Genomic DNA, 23,017 nt, shown 5'->3' with positions numbered 1-23,017 from the left:
CGTACCCTGGATCCGGTGCGGACCCGCCCCACCCTGACCTGGACGTCCCCGGACGCGCCGCTGCCCCGGACCGCGAGCCTCGACGAGCTCGCCGGCGTCGTCGCGCGCGGGCGCGTCGCCGTGCTCAGCGGGGCCGGGCTGTCCACCGAGTCCGGGATCCCCGACTACCGCGGCGAAACCGGCAGCCTGCGGCGGCACACGCCGATGACCTACGACGAGTTCGTCACCAGCGCCGAGGGCCGGCAGCGGTACTGGGCGCGCAGCCACCTCGGGTGGCGCACCATCGCCCGCGCCGACCCGAACGACGGCCACCGCGCGGTCGCGGCCCTGCGCGACGGCGGGTTCTTCGGCGGCGTCATCACGCAGAACGTCGACGGGCTGCACCAGGCGGCCGGCACCGAGGACGCCGTCGAGCTGCACGGCAGCCTGGACCGCGTGATCTGCCTGGACTGCCGCCGCACCAGCCCGCGCGCCGAGCTGGACCGGCGCCTGCGGGCCGCCAACCCGGACTTCGACGGCGCCGCCACCCGGATCAACCCGGACGGCGACGTCGAGCTGCCCGAGGCCGTCGTGCGCCGGTTCACCCCGGTGCCCTGCGCTTCGTGCGACGGCAAGCTCAAGCCGGACGTCGTGTTCTTCGGCGAGAACGTGCCGAGGTCTCGCGTCGAGCAGTGCTACCGCCTGGTCGACGAGGCCGACGCGCTGCTGGTGCTGGGGTCGTCCCTGACCGTGATGTCGGGCCTGCGCTTCGTCCGCCACGCGGCGGCCGCGGCCAAGCCGGTCGTGATCGTCAACCACGGCGAGACCCGCGGCGACCGCTACGCCTCGGTGCGCGTCGACCGGCCGCTGGGGCAGGCGCTGACCGAGCTGGCCGGCCGGCTGGGCTGCGACCTCAGCGAGGATCGCGGCCGAAGCGCGTGAGCACCCGGTCCTGCCTGGACGTCGTCGGGACGCCCGGCGGCGGATCGGCGAAGACCCGCGAGTTCAGCGCCAGCCCCGCGAAGATGTCGTCGTGGCTCTCGTCGATCCACGCGACGAGTCCCGGGTCGAGGGTGTCGTCGGCGCCGAGAGCGCGGGCGAGGTCCCAGGTGTGGACGGTGCTGTCGGTCGCGCGGACGGCCAGCGCGCGCCGTCCGGTCAACGCGCCCAGCGGGTAGTCGACGACCCGGTCCAGCGCGCCTTCTTCCGCGAAGGCCGCCGCGCACGCCCGGACCGAGGCGGTGAACGCCGTCACCGGGTCGTCGCCGAGCGCGTCGGCGTCGCGGGCGGCCAGGAACTCGTCGCGGGTGGCGCCGCGCAGGAGCCCGACGTAGTTGAGGTTGCCGCGGGTCATGTGGTTCACCAGCGCCCGCACGTCCCATGCGGCGCACGGCGTCGGGGCGGTCCAGCCGTCGGGCGGCACCGCGCGGAGGTGGTGCTCGAAACCCTTGCTCGCGAGCAGGAAGCGGTCGAGGGACATGGCGTCCACTCTGGCCCGGCCGCCGGCGGCGACGCTCGCGGGAATCGGACGTAGTGGGCGAGCCGGTCCGGGCGGGTTGGGGGGAAACGCGCTCGGACCGGCTCTGCGACGGACCTCCACAGCCGGTCGTTGTTCACAAGACGCGGCGGACCCGCCGAGCGTTACACCGGCTGCAACCCGTCCCACGACCAGTGCGGCATCGCGAGCCCCGCGGGCACGTCGCCGGCCGGGCCCGGGTAGGTCAGCACCTCGGCGACCGCCCATTCCATGTAGGACCGCAGCGCGGCCCGGAACTCCGGATCGGCGGGCAGGCCGGCGTCGTCCGCGGCTCGCACGAAGCATTCGACGAACCGGCGGCCGAGGTCGCTCATGTCGCCGTTGCCGGCGTGCATCCGCAGCATCGCGGAGTGGTCGCTGCACTCTTCGGAGAACCGCGGCGGGCCGCCCAGGACCTCGGCCCAGTAGCGGGCCAGCCGGTCGACGTGCTGCGGGTGCTGCCCCGGGTGCGAGAACGGGTGGTTCAGCTCGGGGTCGGCCAGGCAGCGCTCGTGGTGGGCGGCGGCCAGCGCGCGGAACGCGGGGTCGCCGCCGGCGAAGTCGTACAGGGTCGGACGCACCGGCCGAGCCTGGCACGGCCGGGCACCGAACGCCAGGACGTCGGCGCGCCAGGACCCAGGACGTCAGCGCGCCCGGACGGCGGCGCGTTCGGCTTCGGGGGTGAAGCCGCCGAACGCGTCGACCGCCCGCCGGACGTCCTCGGTCACGAGGTCGTGGTTCAGCGCGCCGCCGGCGGCCGCGCCCTGGGCGGCGGCGATGATCACGGTCGCCCGCGCGTCGACGACGTTCCCGGCGGCCCAGACACCCGGCACGTTCGTCTTGCCCATCGCGTCCGTCTCCTCGTAGCCGAGCCGGCGGATGAGCTCGTCGTGCGGGACGGTGTGCGTCCGGACGAACAGCTCCGCGCGCGGCACGAACTGCGCGCCGAGCTCGAGCCCGGTGAGGTGGCCGTTTTCCCGCCGGACGGCGGAGACGAGCCCGTCGACGACCTCGATGCCTCGCGCGCCGAGCCGTTCGCGGTCCTCTTCGGACGGTGGTGCGGTGTGGGCGAAGTAGACGACATCGGGCGACCACTGGCGCACCAGCAGCGCGTGCTCGACGCTCGCGGGTTCGGTGCCGAGGACGCCGAGCGGCTGGTCGCGGACCTCGTAGCCGTGGCAGTACGGGCAGGTCACGGCGTCGGTACCCCAGCTTTCGCGCAGACCGGGGATGGGCGGCAGGTCGTCGTGGACGCCGGTCGCGACCAGCACGCGCCGGGCGGTCAGCTCCCGGCCGCTGCTCGCGAGCCGCGCGGTGAAGCCGGGTTCGAGCGCGCTGACCTGGTCTTGGAGGATCTCGACGCCGTAGCCGGCGAGCTCCTCACGGCCGATCTTGAGCAGTTCGGACGGCGGCAGGCCGTCGCGGGAGAGGAAGCCGTGCATGTGCTCGGCGGGCGCGTTGCGGGGCGAGCCGCCGTCGACGACCACGACGCGTCGCCGCGCGCGGCCGAGCATCAGGGCGGCGCTCAGGCCCGCGGCCCCGCCACCCACCACCAGGACGTCATAGTTGTTTTCGGTCATGCCGCCACCTTGAGCCCGCCTTCGCGATTCCGACAACAAATGTTGCCGTTTCCGGGACGAGCGCGTTTCCTGGAGGGATGACGGACGCCATCACCCACGCACTGGCCGAGGTCGGCCCCCGGCTCAAGAGGGTCCGCACCCAGCGCCGGGTCACGCTGGCCGACCTGTCGACGGCGACGGGCATCTCGAAGAGCACGCTGTCGCGGCTGGAGTCCGGCCAGCGCAAGCCGAGCCTCGAGCTGCTGCTGCCGATCGCCCAGGCCCACCAGGTGCCCCTGGACGAGCTGGTCGGCGCGCCCGAGGTCGGCGACCCCCGCGTCCGCCTGACGGCCCGCCGCTTCCCCCGCGCCAACGGCGCGACGATGACGGTCCTGCCCCTGACCCGCCAGCCGGGCGCGCCCCAGGCGTTCAAGATGATCCTCGAGCCGGAGACGGGCGAGCCGGACCCCCAGGTCCACGAGGGGTACGAGTGGCTGTACGTCCTGTCGGGACGGTTGAGGCTGATCCTGGCCGACCGGGACATGACGCTGGGCCCGGGCGAGGCGGCGGAGTTCGACACGAGGCTGCCCCACTGGTTCGGCGCGGTGGGCCGGCCCGCGGAGATCCTCAGCCTGTTCGGGAAACAGGGGGAGCGGCTCCACCTGAGGGCGAAGTCCCGCTAGAGCCATCGCGGGCACCGGCGAAGATCCGGTTCAGGCGCACGGTGGCCAGCGCGTCCACCAGCCAGCCCAGGCCGAACGCGGTGATCACGGGCCAGCCGGGCGATCGGGTGACCCACAGGAAGATCCCGGTGACCAGGGCTCCGACGACCGCCAGCGCGGCGACGCCCACGAAGGCGAGCCGGGTCGGGTGCACGGCGTTCCAGCCGGTCGAGGTGAACCACCGCCGAGGGGCCGTCACCCGGTCCAGCTCGCGGTCACGCCAGGCTTCCCACTGGAGGTTCCCGGACAACCGCTCGCTCAAGGAGTCCCGGACGTACCGGTGGATCAGCTTGAGGTGGAAGTCGTGCAGGATATAGCGGGCGCCGAGCATGTACGACGTGAGCGGGACCACGAGGAGCAGCGCGGAGTTCGTCGCCGACGCGATCGCCAGGCTGATGATCGCGCCGGCCGAGGCGACCTGCAGGGCGAAGACGTTCCACTGGATCGTCGAGCGGCGCTCCGTTTCGCTTCGGAGCGCCGCGTACTCGGCGAGGAGGGCCGCGGTGGGGTCGTCCACCGGCTCATCTTCGCGCCGCGCGACCTCCGGCGCCACACCCGTTAGAAGCCGATCGCCTCCCTCAGCAGCAACACGGTCGCCCGCCCCGGACGGGGCTCGCCGTTCATGACCAACAGGCGGTTGACCGCACTGGGCCACCCATGCACCTCCTGCGTCCGCACGCTCTCCAGCGGCAGGCAATGCTCCTCGACCCGACGCAGCGCCGTCTCCAGATCCGGCACCACCTTCTGCGCCCCGACCACCCAGATCGCCCGACCGGCGCCGCCCGAATACGCGGGCAGCTGACTCCCGCTGCCCGACGCCGCCACCAATGACCCGGTTTCGGTCACCGCCGCGACGCTGCCCACCACGACGTCCGGGCTCGCGAGCAACCGGCGGATCTCGTCCGCCCCCGTCGCGCGGTCGATCGCCATCGCCAGCGGCTTGACCGCCTGGTAGCGCGACCCGGCGTTGATGTCCGCGTCGATGCCCGACAGGCGCAGCGTCTCGCTCGCCCCGGTGAACACGCTGGCCCCCTCGGAGATGAGCGAGGCGACGCGGGCCCGCGCGGCCGCCGCGTCGTCGAGGATCTCCGTGGCGAACCCGTGGGCGGTCAGCGCGGCGGCCGCCCGCTCCAGACTCCGGGCGGACGCCGCGTCCGCGAAAGGGGTGGTCGGCGACTGGGTGGTCATGGTGGCTCCTGGCGTGGTCGAATCGGTTTCCCGGGTACGACCGCGCAGCCACCCGAAACGTCAGGCCTCACATTCCGCACGGCTGCGCCGTCATAAGAGGGTGGACGTGTTCACGAGCGAGCGGCGCCGGCTGATCAACCTCGCCTACCGGCTCCTGGGCTCCCTGGCCGAGGCCGAGGACGCCGTCCAGGAGGCCTACACCCGGTGGTACGCCCTGACGAAGCCGCAGCAGGACGCCATCGCGTCGCCGGGCGCCTGGCTGACGACCGTCACCGGTCGCATCTGCCTCACCCTGCTCGGCTCGGCGCGGGTCCGTCGCGAAACCTACGTCGGCGAGTGGATCCCCGAGCCGGTGCCCGAAAACCGCGAGGACGACCCGGCCGACCGCGTCACGCTGGACGAGTCGGTCAGCATGGCCTTCCTGGTCGTGCTCGAGTCGATGACCCCGGCCGAGCGCGTCGCGTTCATCCTGCACGACGTCTTCTGCCACTCCTTCGCGGAAGTCGCCGAGATCGTCGGCCGCACGCCGGCCGCGTGCCGCCAGCTGGCCTCCTCGGCCCGGCGCCGGATCCGCGCGTCGCACGATCCCGCGACGCCGCCGGCCCGGCAGGCGGGGATCGTCCGGGAGTTCAAACGCGCGTGGGAAGCCAAGGACATCGACGCCCTGATCGGCCTGCTCGACCCCGGCGCCACCGCGACCGCCGACGGCGGCGGCCTCGCCATCGCCTTCCCGCACCCCATCGAGGGCGGCGAGCGGATCGCGCACGCCTGGATCGAGCTGGCCGGCCGCAAGCCCGCCACGATGGCTTTCGTGGAACGCACGGTCAACGGCCGGCCCGGGCTGGTCGCCCGGCAGGACGGCGTGATCGTGACGGTGTTCGCGTTCGACGTCGCCGGCGACCGGATCAAGCACATCTGGGTCGTCCGCAACCCCGAGAAGCTCCGTCGCTGGACGGACTAGGGGAGCTCCGCCGGCAGGCCGAAGCCCGCGTACATCGCCGGGTCGAGAAAACCGATGATCTCCACGATCCGGTCGCCGCGCAGCGTCAGGACGTTCACGCAGCCGATGCGGAACACGCCGTCGGGGTGACGCTGGTAGCACGCGAACGCGAGCTGACCGCCCGCCCGGATCGGCACCAGCCGCCACGGCGTGGCGAACACGCTGCCGGCCAGGAAGCGGCCGACGTCGTCGCGGCCGTCGAACCACGCGGGCAGCGGCGGCATCGTGAAGCGCGCGTCCTCGGCGAGCAGGTCGAGCAGCGCCGGGACGTCGGCGCGTTCCCAGGCCGCGACGAAGTCCGCCACCAGCGCGCGTTCCGCGTCCTCGCCGAGGCTGCGCAACGTCGCCTGCTGGCTCCGCGACGGCGTCCGCTGCTCGAGGGTCTTGCGGGCCCGTTGCAGCGCGCTGTTCACCGAGGCGACGGACGTGTCGAGCGCTTCGGCGACTTCGGCGGCCGAGAACGCGAGCACGTCTCGCAGGATCAGCACGGCCCGCTGGGTGCCGGGCAGGTGCTGCAACGCGGCAACGAAGGCGAGCTCGACGCTCTCGCGCAGCTCGAAGCGGCGCTGCGGGTCCCAGTCGTCCTCGGGGTAGGGCTCGACGAACGCCTCGCCGTCGACCGGGCCGTCGAGCGCGTCGCCGGGGTTCGCCGCCGGGTGGTGGTCACGCGGCATCAGCCGTCGGGGCCGCTGCTTGATCAGCCGGAGGCAGGCGTTCGTGGCGATCCGGTAGAGCCACGCGCGCACCGAGCTGCGTCCCTCGAACCCGGCCAGCCCGCGCCACGCGCCGAGCAGCGCCTCCTGCAGCGCGTCTTCCGCGTCGTGCAGGGCACCGAGCAGCCGGTAGCAGTGGGCGCGCAGCTCGCTCTGGTAGGGCCGCACGAGCCGGTCGAACGCGCCGCGGTCGTCGCGCCGGGCCGCTTCGAGGAGGTCGGCTTCGGTGTCCATGACCGTATCCTGCCCGACGCCTCAGCCGAGCCCGGGTTGAATCAGAAGAGTGTCGAACCACCGGCCGTGCTTGAACCCAACGTGCCGCAGCCCCCAGCGTCGGTGAACCTGGCCGCGCGGTGCACCTTTGCGACGCGGGGCTGCCGGAGACGACGATGGCGATTGTCTGCCGGGCACCCACGGCGGCGCACCGCTCGAGCAGCTCGTCCAGCAGACTCCGACGGTGATGGTGCTGTCCCGCATCGCCGACAGTCTGGAGTGGTCGTTGTCGTACCTGCTGGCCGGCATGGGAGCGGACGAGGTGATCGTCCGGCGCGCGGAGAGGCACGACCACGTCGCCACGGCGGGCGGCTGGCACCGCACGGCACTGACGCCCGTCATGGTGGGGTCAACCTCGAGTGGATTGGGACGACTTTGCCTGCTCGCTGTGACGCCGGTGATTTCCCGCGCACGCGGCGGGTTCACACGAGTTCGCCGCGGTGGAGCCGGGCACGCTGTGGCTGGCCGGCAGTTCGGCTGAGTACATTCGGGCGGCGTGTGACTCGACCCACTTTAGCTCTGACGCAACGTATTTGTACGCGAACCGCGCCGACGAGCCGTGCGAGTACCGCATGGCGGCGCTCGTGATGCGGCCGCGAGCCGGCCGTATTCAGTAGCCCCGCGGCCGGCTCAGAACGGCGCCGAGTGTCGTTTGGGGGGAGATCCCGCAGGCGTAGTCGACCGAGAGCCGCATGAGGGGGTTGCCCGCGTCCCGGACGTGCAGGTCCAAGCCGACCTGGATGACGGCTTCGGCCCGGTCTTGAGTCGACATCCGCAGGTAATCTTCGCATGTCGATTCTGCTGTGATCGGTGCCGCCAGAATCTGGACGACGAAGAACACCCCGATGGCCAGGCCGATGACCAGCAGCCCGGCACCGAGCCGGATGACCGTGCGATCGGTATCGCGCTCCGGAGCTGGCGTGTAGCGGTGGGTCCAGGCGATCGGAGCGGTGTCCCGCATCGGAACGCTGGCGGCCGGGGCGTCGGCGGCCGGAACCTCGGCGGGTTCGCTCCGGCCGAGTGCCTTGCCGAGCGCCGGGGCGAGGCGCTCATCGTCGTCGAGCGTCCGCGTCAGCAATGCCGCCGCGTGGCGGCGGACGTCGCTATTGCCCGGATTCCGCCGCAGGTCCCCAATGACGGGCGTGTCGATACCGCAAGCCGACCTGACCACCGCGACGATCTCTGCCACCGTCCGCGATGCGTGCTCCGAAAACAGCACTCCTGAGCGGGCCGCGCAGAAATGGTCGGCGATGGCGACGACGGTCGCCTCGGCGAGTTCCCTATGGTCCATGACGTCGCTCCAAATCGGCCCGGTGACAGCGCCCAGAGTCGGCACCGGCGACGCCGCTGTTACGGCGCCCGCGTAAACCGGGTGACACCACGACCTTCCTCGTGACACCCTCCGGATCATGTTCCCCGTGTCCGATAGCGCGACGCTCGCAGGCTCGTCCCTGCCGAGCGCCCTTTCGGCACGGCCGCTTTCGGCCCGGTCCAGCGGCGCTCGAAGCTGACCCTTCCCCGATTCCCCTGACACAGGCGCGGAACCGCCGGGGGAGGGTCGACGCGCTCACCCGGTTTCGCGCGCATTCCTTTCTCAGTACAGGGAAATCCCATGAGCAAGCAGCAGTACGTACGCACCAAGCCGCACCTCAACATCGGCACGATGGGCCACGTCGACCACGGCAAGACCACCCTCACCGCCGCCATCACCAAGGTGCTGGCCGAGCGCGGCGGCGCCAACCAGTACGTCGCCTTCGACCGCATCGACCGTGCGCCGGAGGAGATCGAGCGCGGCATCACCATCAACATCGCGCACGTCGAGTACGAGACGCCGACCCGGCACTACGCGCACGTCGACATGCCGGGCCACGCCGACTACGTCAAGAACATGATCACCGGTGCGGCCCAGCTGGACGGCGCGGTGCTCGTGGTCTCGGCGCAGGACGGCGCGATGCCGCAGACGCGCGAGCACGTCGTGCTGGCGCGCCGGATCGGCGTCGAGCACCTCGTGGTCGCGCTCAACAAGGCCGACCTGGCCGACGACGAGGACCTGCTCGACCTGGTCGAGCTCGAGGTCCGCGAGCTGCTGACCCGGTACGGGTTCGACGGCGACGCCGTGCCGGTCGTCCGCGTGTCGGGACTGCGCGCGCTCGACGGCGACCCGCTGTGGACGCAGCGGATCCTCGACCTCCTCGAGGCCGTCGACGAGCACGTGCCGATCCCGCCGCGGCGGCTCGACCTGCCGTTCCTCATGCCGATCGAGAACGTCCTGACCATCACCGGCCGCGGCACCGTCGTGACCGGCGCGGTGGAGCAGGGCGTCCTCGGCGTCGGTGACGCAGTCGAGGTGATCGGGCTCGGCCCGGCCGTCGCGAGCGTGGCCACCGGGCTCGAGACGTTCGGCAAGCCGATGGAGCGCGCCGAGGCGGGTGACAACGCCGCGGTGCTGCTGCGCGGGGTGAAGCGCGGCGAGGTCCGGCGCGGGCAGGTCGTCTGCCTGCCGGGCAGCGTCCGGCCGCACACGCGGTTCCGCGCGGACGTCCACGTGCTGTCGGCCGCCGAGGGTGGCAGGCGGACGCCGTTCGCGGCGAACTACCGGCCGCAGTTCCACTTCCGCACCAGCGACGTCGTCGGGGTGGTCGCCCTCGCCGGGGGCGTCACGGCGGTCCGGCCGGGTGAGGCGGCTTCGCTGACGGTGGAGCTCGGCCAGCCGGTCGCGATGAGCCCGGGTCTCGGGTTCGCGATGCGCGAAGGCCGGCTGACGGTGGCCGCGGGCACCGTCACCGAGGTGCTGGACTGAAGGGCGCGGCCCCTGCTTCGGCGGGGGCCGCGCTTGACTCATCCGATCATTTGCTCCTAGCCTGAACTCGCGCATTCCCGATCCGCCGTCGGAAACACCGCGTGGTGTTTTCGTCGTTGCTAGGAAAGGGAGCTTTCGTGGGTGAAGCGTTCAGCCGTCGTCGTGCGGTCACCTGGGGAGCGGCGGCCGGCGCCGCACTGCCATTCATCGGATCTCCGGCCGGCGCGGCGGAGGACGGTACGCCGGGCCGGTTCTTCGACGTCACGAAGTTCGGCGCGAAGGGCGACGGGCGCGCGATCGACACCGCCGCGATCAACCGCGCGATCGACGCGGCCGCGGCCCGCGGCGGGACGGTGTACTTCCCGGCGGGGACGTACGCGAGCTATTCGATCCACCTCAAGAGCAACGTGGCGCTGTACCTGGCGGCGAACGCGACGATCCTCGCGGCCGCGCCGGCGGGCGGCAAGGGCTACGACCCGGCCGAGCCGGGCGCGGGCAACCCGTACCAGGACTTCGGGCACAGCCACTGGCACAACAGCCTGATCTGGGGCGAGAACCTGGAGAACGTCACCATCGAGGGGCCGGGCAAGATCGACGGCAAGGGTCTCGTCGCCGGCGGCAGCGCCGAGTCCGCGCCGCTCAACGGCAACAAGGCGATCGCGCTGAAGCTGTGCCGCAACGTCGCGATCCGCGACATCACGATCGTCAACGGCGGGCACTTCGGCATCCTGCCGACCGGCGTCGACAACTTCCGCATCGACGGACTGGTGATCGACACCAACCGCGACGGCATCAACATCGACTGCTGCAAGAACGTCCGGATCGCGAACACGACGGTGAACTCGCCGAACGACGACGCGATCGTGCTGAAGAGCTCGTACGCGCTGAACCAGGTGCGGGACACGGAAAACGTGACGATCGACAACTGTTTCGTCAGCGGTTACGACCTCGGCACCCTGGTCGACGGCACGTACAAGACGTCGTCGTACGGGCGCACCGGCCGGGTCAAGTTCGGCACGGAGGCCAACGGCGGGTTCCGCAACATCGCGATCTCCAACGTGGTGTTCGAGTACTGCCGCGGCCTGGCCCTGGAGACGGTCGACGGCGGGTGGCTGGAGGACGTGACGATCAGCAACCTGACGATGCGCAAAGTCCAGATGCCCCTGTTCTTGAGGCTGGGCGCGCGCATGCGCGGCCCGGCGGGCAGTGCGGTCGGGTTCCTGCGCCGGGTGAGCATCAGCGACGTGACGACGTTCGACGCGGATCCGCGCTACCCGTCGTGCATCGCGGGCATCCCGGGCCACCCGATCGAGGACGTGAAGGTGAGCAACGTCCGCCACCACCTGGCCGGCGGCCTGACCCCGGGCGATGCGGTCCAGAATCCACCGGAGCTGGAAACCGCTTACCCCGAGCCCTCGATGTTCGGAACACTGCCGGCGTACGGGTTCTTCATCCGCCACGCGCGGGGGATCAGTCTGGACAATGTGGACGTCCGATTCGGAGTATCCGACACGCGCCCGGCGTTCGTGGTACGTGACGTAGCAGATCTCGACGTCCACCATTGCCGCGCGGACAAGGTGGCGGGAACCCCGACGTTCGTCCTGGACGGCGTGGACGACTTCCGGCTGAGCGACGGCCGCCCGCTGGAGGCGGCCCGGGTGGAGCACGCGGACCACCAGGAGCTGTAGAGCCGGCCGGCCGGGCCCCGCCGCCGCCGCGGGGCCCGGCCGGTTTTGTCGTATCGCGCGCTACAACCGCTGCTAGCGTCCGGCCGGTGAGGATGTGGTGGTGCGGCCTGGTCGTGAGCGCGGGCGGCGGATCGGGGAGTGGGCGGGTGGTTCAGCCACGACCGTCCACGACGGACTTTCCGGCCACGACGGAATCCCCGTGCGATCACGACGACCCAGGCGACCACGCGGACGAGGGCCCACCCACCGACGACGACGGCGAAGAAGCCGACGACCCGCCACACGACCACCCGCCGACGCCCGCGCTGACGTCGGCTGGCTCCCACATTGCGATCCGGCGACAGTGGTGCGATCGCTGTAACCATCGCCGCGTGCTCGCCGACTGAACGACGGTCCGGGCTCCGAGTCGTCGAAGGCCTGCCGATGAAGACGTGGTTGTGCGGAGTGGCGCTGGCTGCCGGCGCGGCGACGGCGGCGTGTGGCGCTTCGCCGTCGCCAGCGCGTGCCCCGGCTCAGCCCATCACCACCGAAACGGTGCTCACCATCGAGCCGACGCCCGTCGTGACCGTCACCCTGCTGCCGACCTCCAGCGTGACAACGCCCGCTCCCGCTCCTGCCGCCACCAAGAAGTCGTCAGTTCGCAAGACGCCGACCCGGAAGCCGCCCCAGTTCGGCTACCAGTGCCGGGACGGCGACGAAGCGAAGTACGACGTGTGCGCCGGACACAAGGCCTGGGTCGACGGGCAACGGGAGTTCACGGACTGCCTGGACAGCGGCGGAGCCTGGGACATCGAGAACCAGCGCTGCAAACACCCCTGACCTCAGCGGCCGCGGAGTCCAGGGCGGGCCAGCCCCACCGTCGCCAGGACGATCAACGCCACCGCCGCCACCGCGGCGATCACCGACAGCACCGGGGCCGGCGCGTCCGTTCTCGCCAGCGTCAGGATGCTCGACAGCAGCAGGACCGCCCCCACCCCCAGGTTCAGCCAGCACAGCGGGGCCGTGCTCGGGATGACGTGCCAACGCCGCTCGGTCATCGGACCTCCTCCGTCGGGATCTCTCCACGGATCTGCCCCGAACGCGTGTCGATCAAACCGGCGGGAATCCGACGTGACCCCGAGCTGTCGCGATCCTGCCGGCGCTCGCCCGCCGCCGTCGGTCTACTTGACCTTCCTGAGCACCAAAGGTGCCGTCGCCGCGCTGACCGTCGGGGTCTCCGACGGCACCGCCGCTGGACCATGACCGTCCCCGGCATCGTCGCCGCCGCGCCGGTCGTCACCGTGGTCACCGGGCAGCTCGCCGGCTGGCGGACGGCCTTCGTCCTGCTCGGCCTGCTGAGCCTCGCGACCGCCGCCGCCCTCTGGTTCGCCACCCCGCCTTTGCCGGCAACGGAAGTCACGCGGCTGACCGTCCTCAAGGGGGTGCTGGCCAATCAAGAGTCCGAAGTGGACTGACTGTCACCTTCCTGGCCGGCGCGCGCCGCTCACCTTCGTGCCCGCGGCACTCCTGATCGCCGCCGCCACGATCCTCCTGCCGCACGTCGGCCCGATCGGCGCGCTCGCCCTGCGACGTTCCACTGACCGGAACGCGAGACTGTCCGGGGAACGAGCCGCGGTGCGACCGTCGGAGACATGGCTCCCGTGAAGGCGGCGATCGTCGGCCCCGGCAACATCGGCACCGATCTGCTGGCGAAGCTGCGACACAGCGAAAACATCGAAGTCGGTTACGTGGTCGGCGTGGTCGAGTCCGACGGGCTCGAACGCGCCCGCGCGCAGGGGATCGCGGCGTCCGCCGAGGGCGTCGACTGGCTGTTGCGCCAGGATCCCCTGCCGGACCTCGTGTTCGAGGCGACGTCGGCCAAGGCGCACGCGGCCAACGCTCCGCTCTACGAGGCCGCCGGCATCCAGGCGATCGACCTGACCCCCGCGCACCTCGGCCCGATGGTGTGCCCGCCGGTGAACCTCGGCGCGCACCTCGACGCGCCGAACGTCTCCATGATCACCTGCGGCGGTCAGGCCACGATCCCCATGGTGCACGCGGTTTCCCGCGTGACGCCGGTGCCGTACGCGGAGATCGTCGCGTCGGTCGCGTCGCGCGGCGCGGGCCCGGGCACGCGCGCCAACATCGACGAGTTCACGCGCACGACGTCGCAGGCGGTCGCCGAGATCGGCGGCGCCGGGCGCGGCAAGGCGATCATCATCCTGAACCCGGTCGAGCCGCCGATGATCATGCGGGACACCGTCTTCTGCGCGATCGGGCTCGACGCCGACCGCGACGCGATCGCCGAGTCGGTCCACGAGATGGTCGACGAGGTCCGCAAGTACGTCCCCGGATACTCGCTGCGGGCCGATCCGCAGTTCGACGACGCGCGCGAGGAGTGGGACGGCCACGCGCGGGTCGGGATCTTCCTCGAGGTCCGCGGCAACGGCGACTACCTGCCGGAGTACGCCGGGAACCTCGACATCATGACCGCCGCGGCCGCCCGCGTCGGCGAGCTCATGGCCCGCGCGAAGCAGGAGGTGACGGCATGAGCCGTCCTGAACTGAAGCACGACGTCCGGATCGTCGACACGACGCTGCGCGACGGCAGTCACGCGATGGCCCACCGCTTCACCGAGCAGCAGGTGCGCGACACCGTGCGCGCGCTCGACCGCGCCGGCGTCGAGGTGATCGAAGTGACCCACGGCGACGGTCTCGGCGGCTCGTCGTTCACCTACGGCTTTTCCGCCGTCGACGAGCTCAAGCTGATCGCCGCGGCCCGCGAAGAGGCGAAGCAGGCGAAGATCGCCGTGCTGCTCGTGCCGGGCATCGGCACCGCGGAAGACCTCCAGCGCGCCTTCGACGCGGGCGCGGAGATGGTGCGGGTGGCGACGCACTGCACCGAGGCCGACGTCTCGCCGCAGCACTTCGGGCTGGCGCGCGAACTCGGCATGGAGACCGCCGGGTTCCTCATGATGGCGCACCGGACGCCGCCGGATGACCTCGCGAAACAGGCGCGGATCATGGTCGACGCGGGCTGCCAGGCGGCGTACGTGACGGACTCGGCCGGCGCGCTGCTGATGCACGAAGCCCGTGACCGGTTCGAGGCGCTGGTCGCCGAGGTCGGCGACACGGCGTGGGTCGGCTACCACGGCCACCAGAACCTGAGCCTCGGCGTCGCGAACTCCGTCCTGGCGTACGAAGCCGGGGTGCGCTACATCGACGGGTCGCTCTGCGCGCTCGGCGCGGGCGCCGGCAACTCGCCGACGGAGGTCCTCGCGGCGGTGTTCGACCGCCTGGGCATCGACACCGGCCTCGACGTCGGCGCCCTGCTCGACGGCGCGGAGGAGGTCGTCCGCCCGTACCTGAACCGCTGGCCGAAGATGGACCGCAACGCGATCGTGCAGGGCTGGGCCGGGGTGTACTCGAGCTTCCTGCTGCACGCCGAGCGCGCGGCGGAGCGCTACGGCGTCCCGGCGCAGGCGATCCTGCGCCGCTGCGGCGAACTCGCGCTGGTCGGCGGCCAGGAGGACATGATCATCGACGTCGCGGTGACGCTGGCGGCGGAGGGCTAACCCGCGAACCGGTCCAGCGCCGCGAGCTTCCAGTCGCGCTTGACGGCGCTGGACCGGTGCCCGGCATGGTCGTCGACGAGCAGTTCGGCGCCCGGCCAGGCCTCGGCCAGCTCGTACGCGGTCGTCACCGGGCAGCTGAGGTCGAGGCGGCCGTGGATCAGCACGCCCGGGATGCCGGCGAGCCGCCCCGCATCCCGGATCACGGCGCCTTCCTCCAGCCAGCCGGCGTTCGCGTAGTAGTGCGTAGTGAGCGTGACGAACGCGAGCGTCGCGTCGTCCACCGGCTCGTCGCGGACCGGGGGAGCGCAGGGCTCGAGCGACAGCACCACGTTCTCCCACCGCCACCACGCGGCCGCCGCCCGGTCGCGGACCGCCGGGTCGGGGTCGGCCATCAGCCGCGCGTACGCGGCGACGTCGTCGTCGGTGCCGAGGGTGAAGCGCGCCCACTCTTCCGGGAAGAACCGGCTCACCCCGCGGTAGAGCCAGTCGATCTCCGAACGGCGCGTGGTGCTGATCGCGCTCACCACGAGTTCCGTCACTCGTTCGGGGAAACGTTCGGCGTACACGAGCGCCAGGGTCGTGCCCCACGAGCCGCCGGTCACCATCCAGCGCTCGATGCCGAGGTGCTCGCGCAGCTTCTCCAGGTCGGCCACCAGGTGGTCGGTGGTGTTGTCGCGCACCGACGTCGTCGCGTGCGGCACGCTCCGGCCGCAGCCGCGCTGGTCGAGCAGCACCACCCGGTAGCGGGCGGGGTCGAACATCCGCCGCATGCCCGGCGCGCTGCCCTGACCCGGCCCGCCGTGCAGCACGACCGCGGGCTTGCCGGCCGGATTTCCGCTGGTCTCCCAGAAGATCCGGTGCCCGTCGCCGACGTCGAGCAGGCCGTGGGCGTCGGGCTCGGTCAACGGGAACATCTCGGGCATCGCGCGTGTCCACCTTCGGTCAATGTCCGGAACAGACCGGTCCGGCCGCGCCGGAAGCCCGCCAGACTCGGTCCAGGCCGGTGATCATGCCGGACCGCACCCACAACTTCCGAGGGGATTTCGATGAAACGCAGGATCTTCGCCGCCGTGGCCTGCGCGGCGACGTTCGCGGGGCTGCTCGGCACCGCCGGGGCGGCGCAGGCGGCGACGTCGGTGACGTTCACCCCGCGCACGGTGACCTCGCCGCACGAGACCCAGTACGTCGCGGCGCTCGGCTCGGTCCAGCTGTCCATGACCGCGACCCAGACCGCGTACGTCTACTCGACGCTGCGGGCGAACAACGCGTCGAACACGACGCTGATCGACAACGAGGTCCGCTGCTCGAGCACGAGCGGCTGGACGAAGAACGAGGTGCTCGGCCAGAACGTCCTGATCGCGAGCGCCGACGCCCCGGCGTCGTTGCGGGACATCGGCGTCACGACCCGGTTCCTCGTGCACCCCGGCGCGGCCGGCACGGTCACCTGCACGACGTACCTGCGCAGCGCGAACCTCGGCCTGGGCACCTCGACCGTGCGGCTGGCGAGCGGCGAGCTGAAGTTCGCGGACACCAGCGTCGCGAACACGACGGCCGGCACGCCGCCGCAGGCCGACGACGGCGACACGCCGACCGGGCGCGTCATCGCGCTGAACTCCACGGACAAGACAGTGCGCGAGCCCGGGACCGAGATCTTCGAGACGGCGCCGGTGGCCGGGCTCAGCGTGTTCGGCGACCAGGAGCTCATGGCCTGCTACCCGGAACCGGCGAACTACGACTGCCCGGTGAACAGCATGACGGCGCGCGTGACGCTGTACGTCAACCAGTGGAAGGCCGACGGCACGCTCTGCAAGACGGACTCGTCCGCGAGCGTGACGGCGGTAGTCCGCCGCGACGTCCACCACATGGTGGTCCCGCTCAACACGCACTTCGCCGCGGCGACGGGCAACGGCTGCGTGCCGAAGTTCAACTTCTACGTGAAGACGGACTGGCTGAGCGGGTCGACGGGCGCCGTGCAGATGGCGGCGAGCGGCTTGCCGGACGCGGCCGGCTCGACTTCGACGCACAACGACGCGATGAGCCACGCCTTCGCGGTCGCTTACTGACGCGAAGGGGGGCGCGCCGGAAACCCGGCGCGCCCCTCTTAGTCAGGCGGGTTCGCCGAACCACCGGCGCAGCGCGGCGTCCAGTCCGGTCGTCGCGCCGTCGTCACCGGCCCAGGCGATGTGCCCGTCCGGCCGGATCAGTACGCCGGTCAGCGACGGCTCGCTGTCGCACTTGGCGGTCAGCGTGGTGACGCGGCCGGCCCAGCCGCTCGCCGTTTCGCGCAGTCCGGCGTCGTCGGCGAGGTCGAGCAGGAGCGCCCGGCCGTCCTGCAGGTGCTCGCCGAGCCGGGTGCCGTCGGCGAACGCGAAGTCGGGCGCGCCGCGGCCGGTGAGGTCGTGCTCGCCCTCGATCGGGTACCGGTGCAGGACGCCGGAGAGCTTCTTGGCCAGGTACGTCGCGCCGTCGTCGGTGAGCAGCAGATCGGTGACGACCTGGCGCAGCGCCTTGGTCCGGACGTCACTGCGCATCAGCGCGACCTGCGCCCGCGTCCACTCGAGGACCCACTCGCCGATCGGGTGGCGTTCGGTTGTGTAGGTGTCGAGGAGGCCGTCGGGCGCCCAGCCGCGGATGGTCGCGGCGAGCTTCCAGCCGAGGTTGACGGCGTCGCCGATGCCGAGGTTGAGTCCCTGCCCGCCGAAGGGGGAGTGGACGTGCGCGGCGTCGCCCGCCAGGAGCACGCGGCCCTGGCGGTAGGTGGTCGCCTGCCGCGCGTTGTCGGTGAAGCGCGTCGCGCTGTGGACCGCGGTGATCCGGACGTCGGCGCCGGAGACGCGCCGGAAGCTGTCTTCCAGCTCCTGCGCGGTGACCGGGGTGTCGCGGTCCGCGGGCGGCCCGTCGAACTCGACGGTGAGGATCCGGCCGGGCATCGGGCCGTGGACGTAGAGCCCGCCGTTGCCGTGCTGCCAGCCGCCGGGCAGGGTTTCGGTCCCGGTGATCTCGGTGAGGGCCTGCCGTCCGGTGACGGCGGGATCGGTGCCGGGGAACGCGAACCCGGCGTGCTTCCGGACGAAGCTGCGGCCGCCGTCCGCCCCGACGAGCCAGCTCCCGCGTACCTCGGTCTGGTCGCTGAGCCGCACGGTGACGCCGTCGTCGTCGGCGTCGAACCCGGTCACCTCGACGCCCCGCCGGACCTCGACCCCCAGCTCGGCGGCGCGTTCGGCGAGGATGGCCTCGACGGCCTGCTGCTGGATGACGACGACGTTCGCCGCGGGCCCGACGTCCCGGAAAGCGGGGTCGTCGAAGTGGACGCCGTGGGAGGCGACCATGATCCCGGCGAAGTGCCCGACGGGGATCGCCGGCTTCGGCCCGCCCCCGCCCCGCGATTTCAGGAACTCCTGGATCTTGGCGAAGTTCTGCTGCACCACCGCTTCCACCGCGGGCAGCAGGCCACGGCGGTAGAAAGCTTCGCCGGTCGTCAGGTTGACCGACCCGGCCTTGATCGTCTGATCCGGCTCGGCGAGCCGCTCGACGACGAGCACGTCCACGTTCTTGAGCCGGAGTTCGCAGGCCAGCATCAATCCGACCGGTCCGCCCCCGGAGATCACCACATCCCAGTTCATGTCACCGATGATGCCGGGAAACTTTTACCGAGTCAAACTTTGTGTCCGGTCTATACTCTCGGCTCATGGCGGATCACGGACTGCGCGAGCGGAAGAAGCGGGCCACGCGCCAGCTGATTTCGAACGTGGCCTCGGGCCTGTTCATCCAGCGCGGCTTCGACGAGGTGACGGTGGCGGAGATCGCCGAGGCGGCGGGCGTGTCGAAGATGACGGTGTTCAACTACTTCCCGCGCAAGGAGGATCTCTTCCTGGACCGGCACGCGGATCGCCTGGCGGAGCTGACTTCGGTGGTCCGCGACCGGCCGGAGGGGGTGTCGGCGTGCGCTGCCCTGCGCGCGTACCAGCACTCGCTGCTCGCGGCCGGCCATCCGCTGTCCGGGGCCATCGCCGGAGGCCCCGGGTTCTGGTGGGTGCTGACGTCGAGCCCGGCGCTGACGGCCCGCTGGTACGAGCAGGAGCGGGAGATCGCGGACGCGTTCGCGGAGGTGTTCGTCTCGGAGACGGGGGACGCGTTCCGCTCCCGGATGGTGGCGGGGTTGCTGACCACGGCGGTCACGACGGTGTTTTCGTACGCCATGGGCCGGATCGTGGCCGGCGACGACGCCGACGTCGTCCGGCGCGAGCAGGTCGAGGTGATCGACCGGGCGTTCGACCTGGTGGAACACGGCGTGGGCGACTTCCCGGGCTGACCCCGGCCGGGCTCACCCTGGGTTCACCCCGCGCGAACGGGTTCCGGCGCTGGTCGCTTGTCCGAATCGGGGACCGAGAGCGGCTGGACGTTCTCGCTGCGATGATCGGTGTACCGGGCTAGCGCCAGCACGCCACCGATGGCGAGGAGTGCGCAGAGCAGCCCGGAAGCGGCGACCCATCCGCTGATCGAGCTCGCTTCGCCGAGCAGCCCGACCCCGATCGCCAAGGCGACGATCGGGTCCACCACGGTGATGCATGCCATGACCGTGTGTGGTGGTGCGCTGGCATAGGCCTGCTGCACCAGCCAGGCGCCGAGGAGCAGGGCGAGCAGGATGGCGATCGCGGAAACGATCAGGGTGGAGAGCGGACCGCCGTGCTGAGCCTGCTGCAGCACCGCCCTGGTCAGCACCGAGACCAGCCCGTAGGCCGTGGCCGCGGCGGTGGCGAACGCGAGGCCGCGCGCCCGGCCCTTCGTCGTCATGGCGAGCAGGGTCATGCCGACCACGCCGGCGGCGACGAGTTTGCCGGCTTGGAGGCCGGCGGAACCGCTCACCTCGGTCGGTGTGGTGTTGTTCGCCGCGATCGCCACGAAACCGGCCACACCTGCCGCGATCGCACCAACCGCCAGCCAGCCGCGTCCGGTGAGCTTCGGCCCGCCGGCCCTGGCAGCGAACAGCGCGGTCGCACCGACCGCGAGCACACCGACCGGCTGCACCACGATGACCGGCGCGAGGCCGAGCGCCACCGCGTGCAGGGTCCCGCCGACGATCATCACGAGCAGGCCGAGCAGCCAGCCGGACTGGCACAGCAACCGGCTGAACGAACGAAGTCGGAGCGTCGGCCCATCGTCGGCGTCCCGCATCGTCGTGTGCACCGCCCGGTGCTGCATGTGCGCGGCCAGCGCGGCGAACACGGCGCCTGCCATGGCAAACGCGATCCCGATGATGTTCATCCGGAACCCTCCGATACGCGCCGCAACCGGTCACCGTCCCTGGGGCGGGGTGGAAAGTCGGTCATCTGGGCCAAGTCTGTCCGGCTGTCGCGCCGCACACGATGTGGGTGGCACCCCAACCGGTCCTGGAGACGACCTCACCGTGCGGGTGGAGTTTTCCCTACCCGGAGGCACTCGGAACAGGCAGGGCGAGGTTCGGGATTCCGTTGCTGGTCAGCTGGTTGCCGTCGCCGGTGTTGTCACCATGGGTGCTGGGGTGGTTACCCACGTTGGCCGCGTTGGGGTTGTCGTGGTGAGCGGACAAGTCCGGCAACGCTTTGCCGATGACTGTCAACGGCTCCAGCCCCATCACCTGAACCTAAGCCGCGCTCAAGTGCGTCTACATGGCGATCATGAGCCTGGACCCGACCGGCACCGGACACGAACGCTGGACCATGCCCGGAAACCCGCGTTGAACGCGTTCGAGATCGCCTTCGACGGCCGCCTGGCGGCCGGACGCAAGCAGTTCCCCTCGCCCCGAGGAACCGCTCGTTTGGCAAACCCGTTCGGAACTGGGCGCTGTCTCACAGTGCGTTGTGTACGCGCAGTTCACGCAGCGTCCAGTCGGTGGCCGCCTGGGACGACGCCGGGTTCTGGCCGGTGAGCAGGTTGGCGTCCACCACGACGTGCGGCTCCCACGGCGCGCCCGTCTTGAAGTCCGCGCCCCGCTCCCGCAGCCGGTCCTCCAGCAGCCACGGCGCGCGGTCGGCCAGGCCGGCCAGGCGCTCCTCCTCGTTGGTGTACCCCGTCATTCGCCTGCCCTCGAACAGCCAGTCGCCGTTGCGCCGGTTGGCCGGGAGCAGTGCCGCCGGACCGTGGCAGACCGCCGTGACGACGCGGCCCGTGTCGAAGAACTGGACGAGGAGCTCGCCGAGCGGCTGGAAGCCGGCCAGATCCTCCATCGGCCCGTGCCCGCCGGGGATGTAGATGGCGTCGTAGTCGGCGACGTGCCCGATCGCGTGCTGCAGCACCATCGGCTGGGCCAGTTCGGTGGCGATCGCGTCGAGGTAGTCGCGGAACGCGGTGGCTTTCCTCTCGCCGCCCGCCATCTCCGGGTCCAGGCTCCTCCGGTCCACCGTCGGCGCCACCCCGCCCGGGGTGGCGACGACCACCTCGTCACCCTGGGTGCGGAACCCGTTGTGCGGCACGACGAACTCCTCGGCCCAGTAACCGGTAGGGAGCCGGGTACCGTCCGCGAGCGTCCAGTGGTCGCTGCCGGAGAGCACCACCAGGATTCGGGTCATCGGTCAGCCACCGGTGATCTTGATCTTGTTGGGCTTGGCGGCGTCCACCTTCGGGACGCGTACGGTGAGCACGCCGCTGGTTCTCACGACGACCGAGCCGGTCACGGACCTGGTCCGCCTGCGACGGCTGGGACCGCTGCGCGTCGAACTGCGCGGCATCCCGAAGGCCCGGGAGCAAGCAGCGCGCTACCCGAAGCCGACCTGGTCTTCTACCGCGACGACGGCCGGGGGCGCTGACCCAACAGCAGACAAGCGACGGCAGGACCGGCCGATTTCGGCAACTCTTCTCGCCCGCCGGCTCGATCACGCCATATGTCCCTTTCGGACACACCGGCGCCATGGGCCGATCCGTAGGCAGCTCAGCGCCCAGGTGTTGGTGGTGCTGGTGGGTGTGGTGTGGCGCCGCGGCGGGTGGTGGCCGGCCGCGGCGCCAAGAGGGTGGGGTTTTAGTCGGTGATGGGGTGGTTGTCGGCGACGGTCCAGGTGCCGTTTTGGCCGTCGTTGCCGAGGTAGTTGTGGACGAGGTAGCCGTCCATGGAGCGGGCGTAGACCTCGATGGAGTGGCGGGAGGGGTGGTAGACGGCGGTGGGGGTGTTGCTGATGGTCCAGGTGCCGACGGTGCTCCAGGTGCCGTGGTTGCCGTCGGGCAGCAGGTAGTTGTGGATCAGGAACTTGTCGGTGGCGCGGGCGTAGATTTCGACCGCCCGGGAGTTGGGGTTGTAGGCCGCGGCGGGGTTTTCGGTGATTTTCCAGTCTCCGACGACCGACCAGGTGCCGTTCTGGCCGTCGGTGCCGAGGTAGTTGTGGAGCAGGTAGCCGTCGGTGGCGCGGGCGTAGACCTCGATCGAGCGGCGGGCGTCGTTGAACACCGCGGCCGGGGCTCCGGCGATCTTCCAGTCCCCGACGGTGGTCCAGGTGCCGTGGTTGCCGTCGGGTAGCAGGTAGTTGTGGATCAGGAAGTCGTCGGTGGCGCGGGCGTAGATTTCGACCGAGCGGGAGTTGGGGTTGTAGACCGCGGTGGGGGTGTCGGCGATCTTCCAGTTCCCGACCGTCGACCAGGTGCCGTTCTGGCCGTCGCTGCCGAGGTAGTTGTGGAGCAGGTAGCCGTCGGTGGCCTGGGCGTAGACCTCCACTGCCCGGGAGTTGGGGTTGTAGACCGCTGCCGGTGAACCGGCGATCTTCCAGTCTCCGACCCGGGTCCAGGGCCCGTATTTGCCGTCGGTCCCGATGTAGGAGTGGATCAGGTAGCCGAGGGTGTCCCGGGCGTAGATTTCCACCGAGCCCGAGTTCGGGTTGAACACCGACACCGGCCGGCCCGTGATCTGCCACGGCCCGTTCACGCTCCAGGCTCCGGATTTCCCGTCCGGTCCCAGGTAGGTGTGTCCCAGCAGCCCGTCGGTTCCGCGGGCGAACATCTCCACCGAGGAGGTCAGCGCGTTGAACGTGCCTTCACCACCCGGCACCGGAGCCACCACCGA

Annotated in this window: 26 protein-coding genes and 1 pseudogene; 13 read left to right on the top strand and 14 right to left on the bottom strand. The window is 71.3% G+C overall.

Annotated features, from left to right (window positions below):
• Nucleotides 1-15: 15 nt before the first annotated feature.
• Nucleotides 16-921 (top strand): NAD-dependent protein deacetylase, encoded by a 906-nt coding sequence (locus tag ACZ7PG_RS00135; RefSeq protein ID WP_470236866.1) that lies wholly within the window; start codon nt 16-18, stop codon nt 919-921.
• Here ACZ7PG_RS00135 and ACZ7PG_RS00130 read toward each other — a convergent pair.
• From ACZ7PG_RS00130 to ACZ7PG_RS00120, 3 genes are all read right to left on the bottom strand, one after another.
• The gene (locus ACZ7PG_RS00130; RefSeq protein WP_470236865.1) at nt 893-1,459 is read right to left on the bottom strand and encodes a TIGR03086 family metal-binding protein; all 567 of its coding nucleotides are present in this window, start codon (nt 1,457-1,459) and stop codon (nt 893-895) included. The genes ACZ7PG_RS00135 and ACZ7PG_RS00130 overlap by 29 nt on opposite strands.
• Before the next feature lie 161 nt (nt 1,460-1,620).
• Nucleotides 1,621-2,076, bottom strand: a complete 456-nt coding sequence (locus ACZ7PG_RS00125; protein ID WP_470236864.1) for a group II truncated hemoglobin — start codon at nt 2,074-2,076, stop codon at nt 1,621-1,623.
• 63 nt (nt 2,077-2,139) lie between these two features.
• The gene (locus ACZ7PG_RS00120) at nt 2,140-3,075 is read right to left on the bottom strand and encodes an NAD(P)/FAD-dependent oxidoreductase (RefSeq protein WP_470236863.1); all 936 of its coding nucleotides are present in this window, start codon (nt 3,073-3,075) and stop codon (nt 2,140-2,142) included.
• A 77-nt stretch (nt 3,076-3,152) separates the two neighbouring features.
• Here ACZ7PG_RS00120 and ACZ7PG_RS00115 point away from each other — a divergent pair, with 77 nt between their 5' ends.
• Nucleotides 3,153-3,737 (top strand): helix-turn-helix domain-containing protein, encoded by a 585-nt coding sequence (locus tag ACZ7PG_RS00115; RefSeq protein ID WP_470236862.1) that lies wholly within the window; start codon nt 3,153-3,155, stop codon nt 3,735-3,737.
• Here ACZ7PG_RS00115 and ACZ7PG_RS00110 read toward each other — a convergent pair.
• Both ACZ7PG_RS00110 and ACZ7PG_RS00105 read right to left on the bottom strand, forming a co-directional pair.
• On the bottom strand, nt 3,682-4,293 hold the full coding sequence (locus tag ACZ7PG_RS00110; RefSeq protein ID WP_470236861.1) for a hypothetical protein: 612 nt from the start codon (nt 4,291-4,293) through the stop codon (nt 3,682-3,684). The genes ACZ7PG_RS00115 and ACZ7PG_RS00110 overlap by 56 nt on opposite strands.
• A gap of 41 nt (nt 4,294-4,334) precedes the next feature.
• On the bottom strand, nt 4,335-4,964 hold the full coding sequence (locus ACZ7PG_RS00105; RefSeq protein WP_470236860.1) for an LUD domain-containing protein: 630 nt from the start codon (nt 4,962-4,964) through the stop codon (nt 4,335-4,337).
• A gap of 100 nt (nt 4,965-5,064) precedes the next feature.
• Here ACZ7PG_RS00105 and sigJ point away from each other — a divergent pair, with 100 nt between their 5' ends.
• Nucleotides 5,065-5,925, top strand: coding sequence for an RNA polymerase sigma factor SigJ (gene sigJ / locus ACZ7PG_RS00100; RefSeq protein ID WP_470236859.1), 861 nt, complete (start codon nt 5,065-5,067; stop codon nt 5,923-5,925).
• Here the strand turns inward: sigJ and ACZ7PG_RS00095 are convergent.
• Complete coding sequence (locus ACZ7PG_RS00095; RefSeq protein WP_470236858.1) at nt 5,922-6,911, bottom strand: sigma-70 family RNA polymerase sigma factor; 990 nt, start codon at nt 6,909-6,911, stop codon at nt 5,922-5,924. The two genes, sigJ and ACZ7PG_RS00095, sit on opposite strands and share 4 nt — an antisense overlap.
• 223 nt (nt 6,912-7,134) lie before the next feature.
• On the opposite strand from ACZ7PG_RS00095, the gene ACZ7PG_RS00090 reads away from it, so the two are divergent.
• Complete coding sequence (locus tag ACZ7PG_RS00090) at nt 7,135-7,431, top strand: hypothetical protein (protein WP_470236857.1); 297 nt, start codon at nt 7,135-7,137, stop codon at nt 7,429-7,431.
• 129 nt (nt 7,432-7,560) lie between these two features.
• Here the strand turns inward: ACZ7PG_RS00090 and ACZ7PG_RS00085 are convergent, their stop codons facing one another.
• Entirely contained in the window at nt 7,561-8,241 is a 681-nt protein-coding gene (locus tag ACZ7PG_RS00085; RefSeq protein ID WP_470236856.1) for a hypothetical protein, read from the bottom strand.
• Nucleotides 8,242-8,562: 321 nt separating this feature from the next.
• Here ACZ7PG_RS00085 and tuf point away from each other — a divergent pair, with 321 nt between their 5' ends.
• From tuf to ACZ7PG_RS00070, 3 genes are all read left to right on the top strand, one after another.
• Nucleotides 8,563-9,750 carry an elongation factor Tu gene (tuf, locus tag ACZ7PG_RS00080; protein WP_470236855.1) on the top strand — a complete coding sequence of 396 codons (1,188 nt, stop codon included), beginning with the start codon at nt 8,563-8,565 and terminating at the stop codon, nt 9,748-9,750.
• A 197-nt stretch (nt 9,751-9,947) separates the two neighbouring features.
• Nucleotides 9,948-11,438 (top strand): rhamnogalacturonidase, encoded by a 1,491-nt coding sequence (locus ACZ7PG_RS00075; RefSeq protein ID WP_470238969.1) that lies wholly within the window; start codon nt 9,948-9,950, stop codon nt 11,436-11,438.
• A 423-nt stretch (nt 11,439-11,861) separates the two neighbouring features.
• Nucleotides 11,862-12,257 carry a hypothetical protein gene (locus tag ACZ7PG_RS00070; RefSeq protein ID WP_470236854.1) on the top strand — a complete coding sequence of 132 codons (396 nt, stop codon included), beginning with the start codon at nt 11,862-11,864 and terminating at the stop codon, nt 12,255-12,257.
• Between the two features lie 2 nt (nt 12,258-12,259).
• Here the strand turns inward: ACZ7PG_RS00070 and ACZ7PG_RS00065 are convergent, their stop codons facing one another.
• The gene (locus tag ACZ7PG_RS00065; protein ID WP_470236853.1) at nt 12,260-12,475 is read right to left on the bottom strand and encodes a hypothetical protein; all 216 of its coding nucleotides are present in this window, start codon (nt 12,473-12,475) and stop codon (nt 12,260-12,262) included.
• A gap of 201 nt (nt 12,476-12,676) precedes the next feature.
• On the opposite strand from ACZ7PG_RS00065, the gene ACZ7PG_RS00060 reads away from it, so the two are divergent.
• The 3 genes from ACZ7PG_RS00060 to dmpG all read left to right on the top strand — a co-directional run bounded on the left by ACZ7PG_RS00060 (nt 12,677) and on the right by dmpG (nt 14,991).
• Nucleotides 12,677-12,892, top strand: a complete 216-nt coding sequence (locus ACZ7PG_RS00060; protein WP_470236852.1) for a hypothetical protein — start codon at nt 12,677-12,679, stop codon at nt 12,890-12,892.
• Between the two features lie 177 nt (nt 12,893-13,069).
• Nucleotides 13,070-13,969 carry an acetaldehyde dehydrogenase (acetylating) gene (locus ACZ7PG_RS00055; RefSeq protein WP_470236851.1) on the top strand — a complete coding sequence of 300 codons (900 nt, stop codon included), beginning with the start codon at nt 13,070-13,072 and terminating at the stop codon, nt 13,967-13,969.
• Complete coding sequence (gene dmpG, locus ACZ7PG_RS00050; RefSeq protein ID WP_470236850.1) at nt 13,966-14,991, top strand: 4-hydroxy-2-oxovalerate aldolase; 1,026 nt, start codon at nt 13,966-13,968, stop codon at nt 14,989-14,991. Before ACZ7PG_RS00055 ends, dmpG begins: the two co-directional genes overlap by 4 nt.
• Here the strand turns inward: dmpG and pip are convergent.
• Nucleotides 14,988-15,914: a prolyl aminopeptidase gene (gene pip, locus ACZ7PG_RS00045; RefSeq protein ID WP_470236849.1), complete on the bottom strand. Its 927-nt coding sequence runs from the start codon at nt 15,912-15,914 to the stop codon at nt 14,988-14,990. The genes dmpG and pip overlap by 4 nt on opposite strands.
• A gap of 123 nt (nt 15,915-16,037) precedes the next feature.
• Here pip and ACZ7PG_RS00040 point away from each other — a divergent pair, with 123 nt between their 5' ends.
• Complete coding sequence (locus ACZ7PG_RS00040) at nt 16,038-17,054, top strand: hypothetical protein (protein ID WP_470236848.1); 1,017 nt, start codon at nt 16,038-16,040, stop codon at nt 17,052-17,054.
• Nucleotides 17,055-17,096: 42 nt separating this feature from the next.
• Here the strand turns inward: ACZ7PG_RS00040 and ACZ7PG_RS00035 are convergent, their stop codons facing one another.
• Nucleotides 17,097-18,614, bottom strand: coding sequence for an FAD-dependent monooxygenase (locus ACZ7PG_RS00035; RefSeq protein ID WP_470236847.1), 1,518 nt, complete (start codon nt 18,612-18,614; stop codon nt 17,097-17,099).
• 65 nt (nt 18,615-18,679) lie between these two features.
• Here ACZ7PG_RS00035 and ACZ7PG_RS00030 point away from each other — a divergent pair, with 65 nt between their 5' ends.
• Entirely contained in the window at nt 18,680-19,303 is a 624-nt protein-coding gene (locus ACZ7PG_RS00030) for a TetR/AcrR family transcriptional regulator (RefSeq protein WP_470236846.1), read from the top strand.
• Nucleotides 19,304-19,326: 23 nt separating this feature from the next.
• On the opposite strand, the gene ACZ7PG_RS00025 is transcribed toward ACZ7PG_RS00030, so the two are convergent.
• Together ACZ7PG_RS00025 and ACZ7PG_RS00020 are read right to left on the bottom strand one after the other, a co-directional pair.
• The gene (locus tag ACZ7PG_RS00025; protein WP_470236845.1) at nt 19,327-20,256 is read right to left on the bottom strand and encodes a DMT family transporter; all 930 of its coding nucleotides are present in this window, start codon (nt 20,254-20,256) and stop codon (nt 19,327-19,329) included.
• Between the two features lie 160 nt (nt 20,257-20,416).
• The gene (locus ACZ7PG_RS00020) at nt 20,417-20,605 is read right to left on the bottom strand and encodes a hypothetical protein (RefSeq protein WP_470236844.1); all 189 of its coding nucleotides are present in this window, start codon (nt 20,603-20,605) and stop codon (nt 20,417-20,419) included.
• A 13-nt stretch (nt 20,606-20,618) separates the two neighbouring features.
• On the opposite strand from ACZ7PG_RS00020, the pseudogene ACZ7PG_RS00015 reads away from it, so the two are divergent.
• A pseudogene (locus ACZ7PG_RS00015) lies at nt 20,619-20,755 on the top strand (IS256 family transposase); the annotation flags it as partial.
• Nucleotides 20,756-20,819: 64 nt separating this feature from the next.
• Here the strand turns inward: ACZ7PG_RS00015 and ACZ7PG_RS00010 are convergent.
• Both ACZ7PG_RS00010 and ACZ7PG_RS00005 read right to left on the bottom strand, forming a co-directional pair.
• A complete protein-coding gene (locus ACZ7PG_RS00010) occupies nt 20,820-21,539 on the bottom strand; it encodes a type 1 glutamine amidotransferase domain-containing protein (protein ID WP_470236843.1) in 720 nt (239 codons plus the stop codon).
• Nucleotides 21,540-21,985: 446 nt separating this feature from the next.
• Nucleotides 21,986-23,017 (bottom strand): DUF8189 domain-containing protein (locus tag ACZ7PG_RS00005; protein ID WP_470236842.1); only part of this gene is annotated, 1,032 nt, incomplete at its 5' end.

The sequence above is a fragment of the Amycolatopsis sp. NPDC114504 genome, assembly GCF_055633595.1.
This window is presented reverse-complemented; position numbering and strand designations above follow the sequence as displayed.

What these genes read in the sequence shown, in the direction of transcription:
- ACZ7PG_RS00085 (WP_470236856.1), bottom strand. Translation starts at nt 8,241, where the DNA reads ATGGACCATAGGGAACTCGCCGAGGCGACCGTCGTCGCCATCGCCGAC.
- ACZ7PG_RS00095 (WP_470236858.1), bottom strand. Translation starts at nt 6,911, where the DNA reads ATGGACACCGAAGCCGACCTCCTCGAAGCGGCCCGGCGCGACGACCGC.
- ACZ7PG_RS00105 (WP_470236860.1), bottom strand. Translation starts at nt 4,964, where the DNA reads ATGACCACCCAGTCGCCGACCACCCCTTTCGCGGACGCGGCGTCCGCC.
- ACZ7PG_RS00130 (WP_470236865.1), bottom strand. Translation starts at nt 1,459, where the DNA reads ATGTCCCTCGACCGCTTCCTGCTCGCGAGCAAGGGTTTCGAGCACCAC.
- ACZ7PG_RS00030 (WP_470236846.1), top strand. Translation starts at nt 18,680, where the DNA reads ATGGCGGATCACGGACTGCGCGAGCGGAAGAAGCGGGCCACGCGCCAG.
- ACZ7PG_RS00025 (WP_470236845.1), bottom strand. Translation starts at nt 20,256, where the DNA reads ATGAACATCATCGGGATCGCGTTTGCCATGGCAGGCGCCGTGTTCGCC.
- ACZ7PG_RS00010 (WP_470236843.1), bottom strand. Translation starts at nt 21,539, where the DNA reads ATGACCCGAATCCTGGTGGTGCTCTCCGGCAGCGACCACTGGACGCTC.
- ACZ7PG_RS00070 (WP_470236854.1), top strand. Translation starts at nt 11,862, where the DNA reads ATGAAGACGTGGTTGTGCGGAGTGGCGCTGGCTGCCGGCGCGGCGACG.
- pip (WP_470236849.1), bottom strand. Translation starts at nt 15,914, where the DNA reads ATGCCCGAGATGTTCCCGTTGACCGAGCCCGACGCCCACGGCCTGCTC.
- tuf (WP_470236855.1), top strand. Translation starts at nt 8,563, where the DNA reads ATGAGCAAGCAGCAGTACGTACGCACCAAGCCGCACCTCAACATCGGC.
- dmpG (WP_470236850.1), top strand. Translation starts at nt 13,966, where the DNA reads ATGAGCCGTCCTGAACTGAAGCACGACGTCCGGATCGTCGACACGACG.
- ACZ7PG_RS00020 (WP_470236844.1), bottom strand. Translation starts at nt 20,605, where the DNA reads ATGGGGCTGGAGCCGTTGACAGTCATCGGCAAAGCGTTGCCGGACTTG.
- ACZ7PG_RS00055 (WP_470236851.1), top strand. Translation starts at nt 13,070, where the DNA reads ATGGCTCCCGTGAAGGCGGCGATCGTCGGCCCCGGCAACATCGGCACC.
- ACZ7PG_RS00060 (WP_470236852.1), top strand. Translation starts at nt 12,677, where the DNA reads ATGACCGTCCCCGGCATCGTCGCCGCCGCGCCGGTCGTCACCGTGGTC.
- ACZ7PG_RS00065 (WP_470236853.1), bottom strand. Translation starts at nt 12,475, where the DNA reads ATGACCGAGCGGCGTTGGCACGTCATCCCGAGCACGGCCCCGCTGTGC.
- ACZ7PG_RS00115 (WP_470236862.1), top strand. Translation starts at nt 3,153, where the DNA reads ATGACGGACGCCATCACCCACGCACTGGCCGAGGTCGGCCCCCGGCTC.
- ACZ7PG_RS00040 (WP_470236848.1), top strand. Translation starts at nt 16,038, where the DNA reads ATGAAACGCAGGATCTTCGCCGCCGTGGCCTGCGCGGCGACGTTCGCG.
- ACZ7PG_RS00035 (WP_470236847.1), bottom strand. Translation starts at nt 18,614, where the DNA reads ATGAACTGGGATGTGGTGATCTCCGGGGGCGGACCGGTCGGATTGATG.
- ACZ7PG_RS00120 (WP_470236863.1), bottom strand. Translation starts at nt 3,075, where the DNA reads ATGACCGAAAACAACTATGACGTCCTGGTGGTGGGTGGCGGGGCCGCG.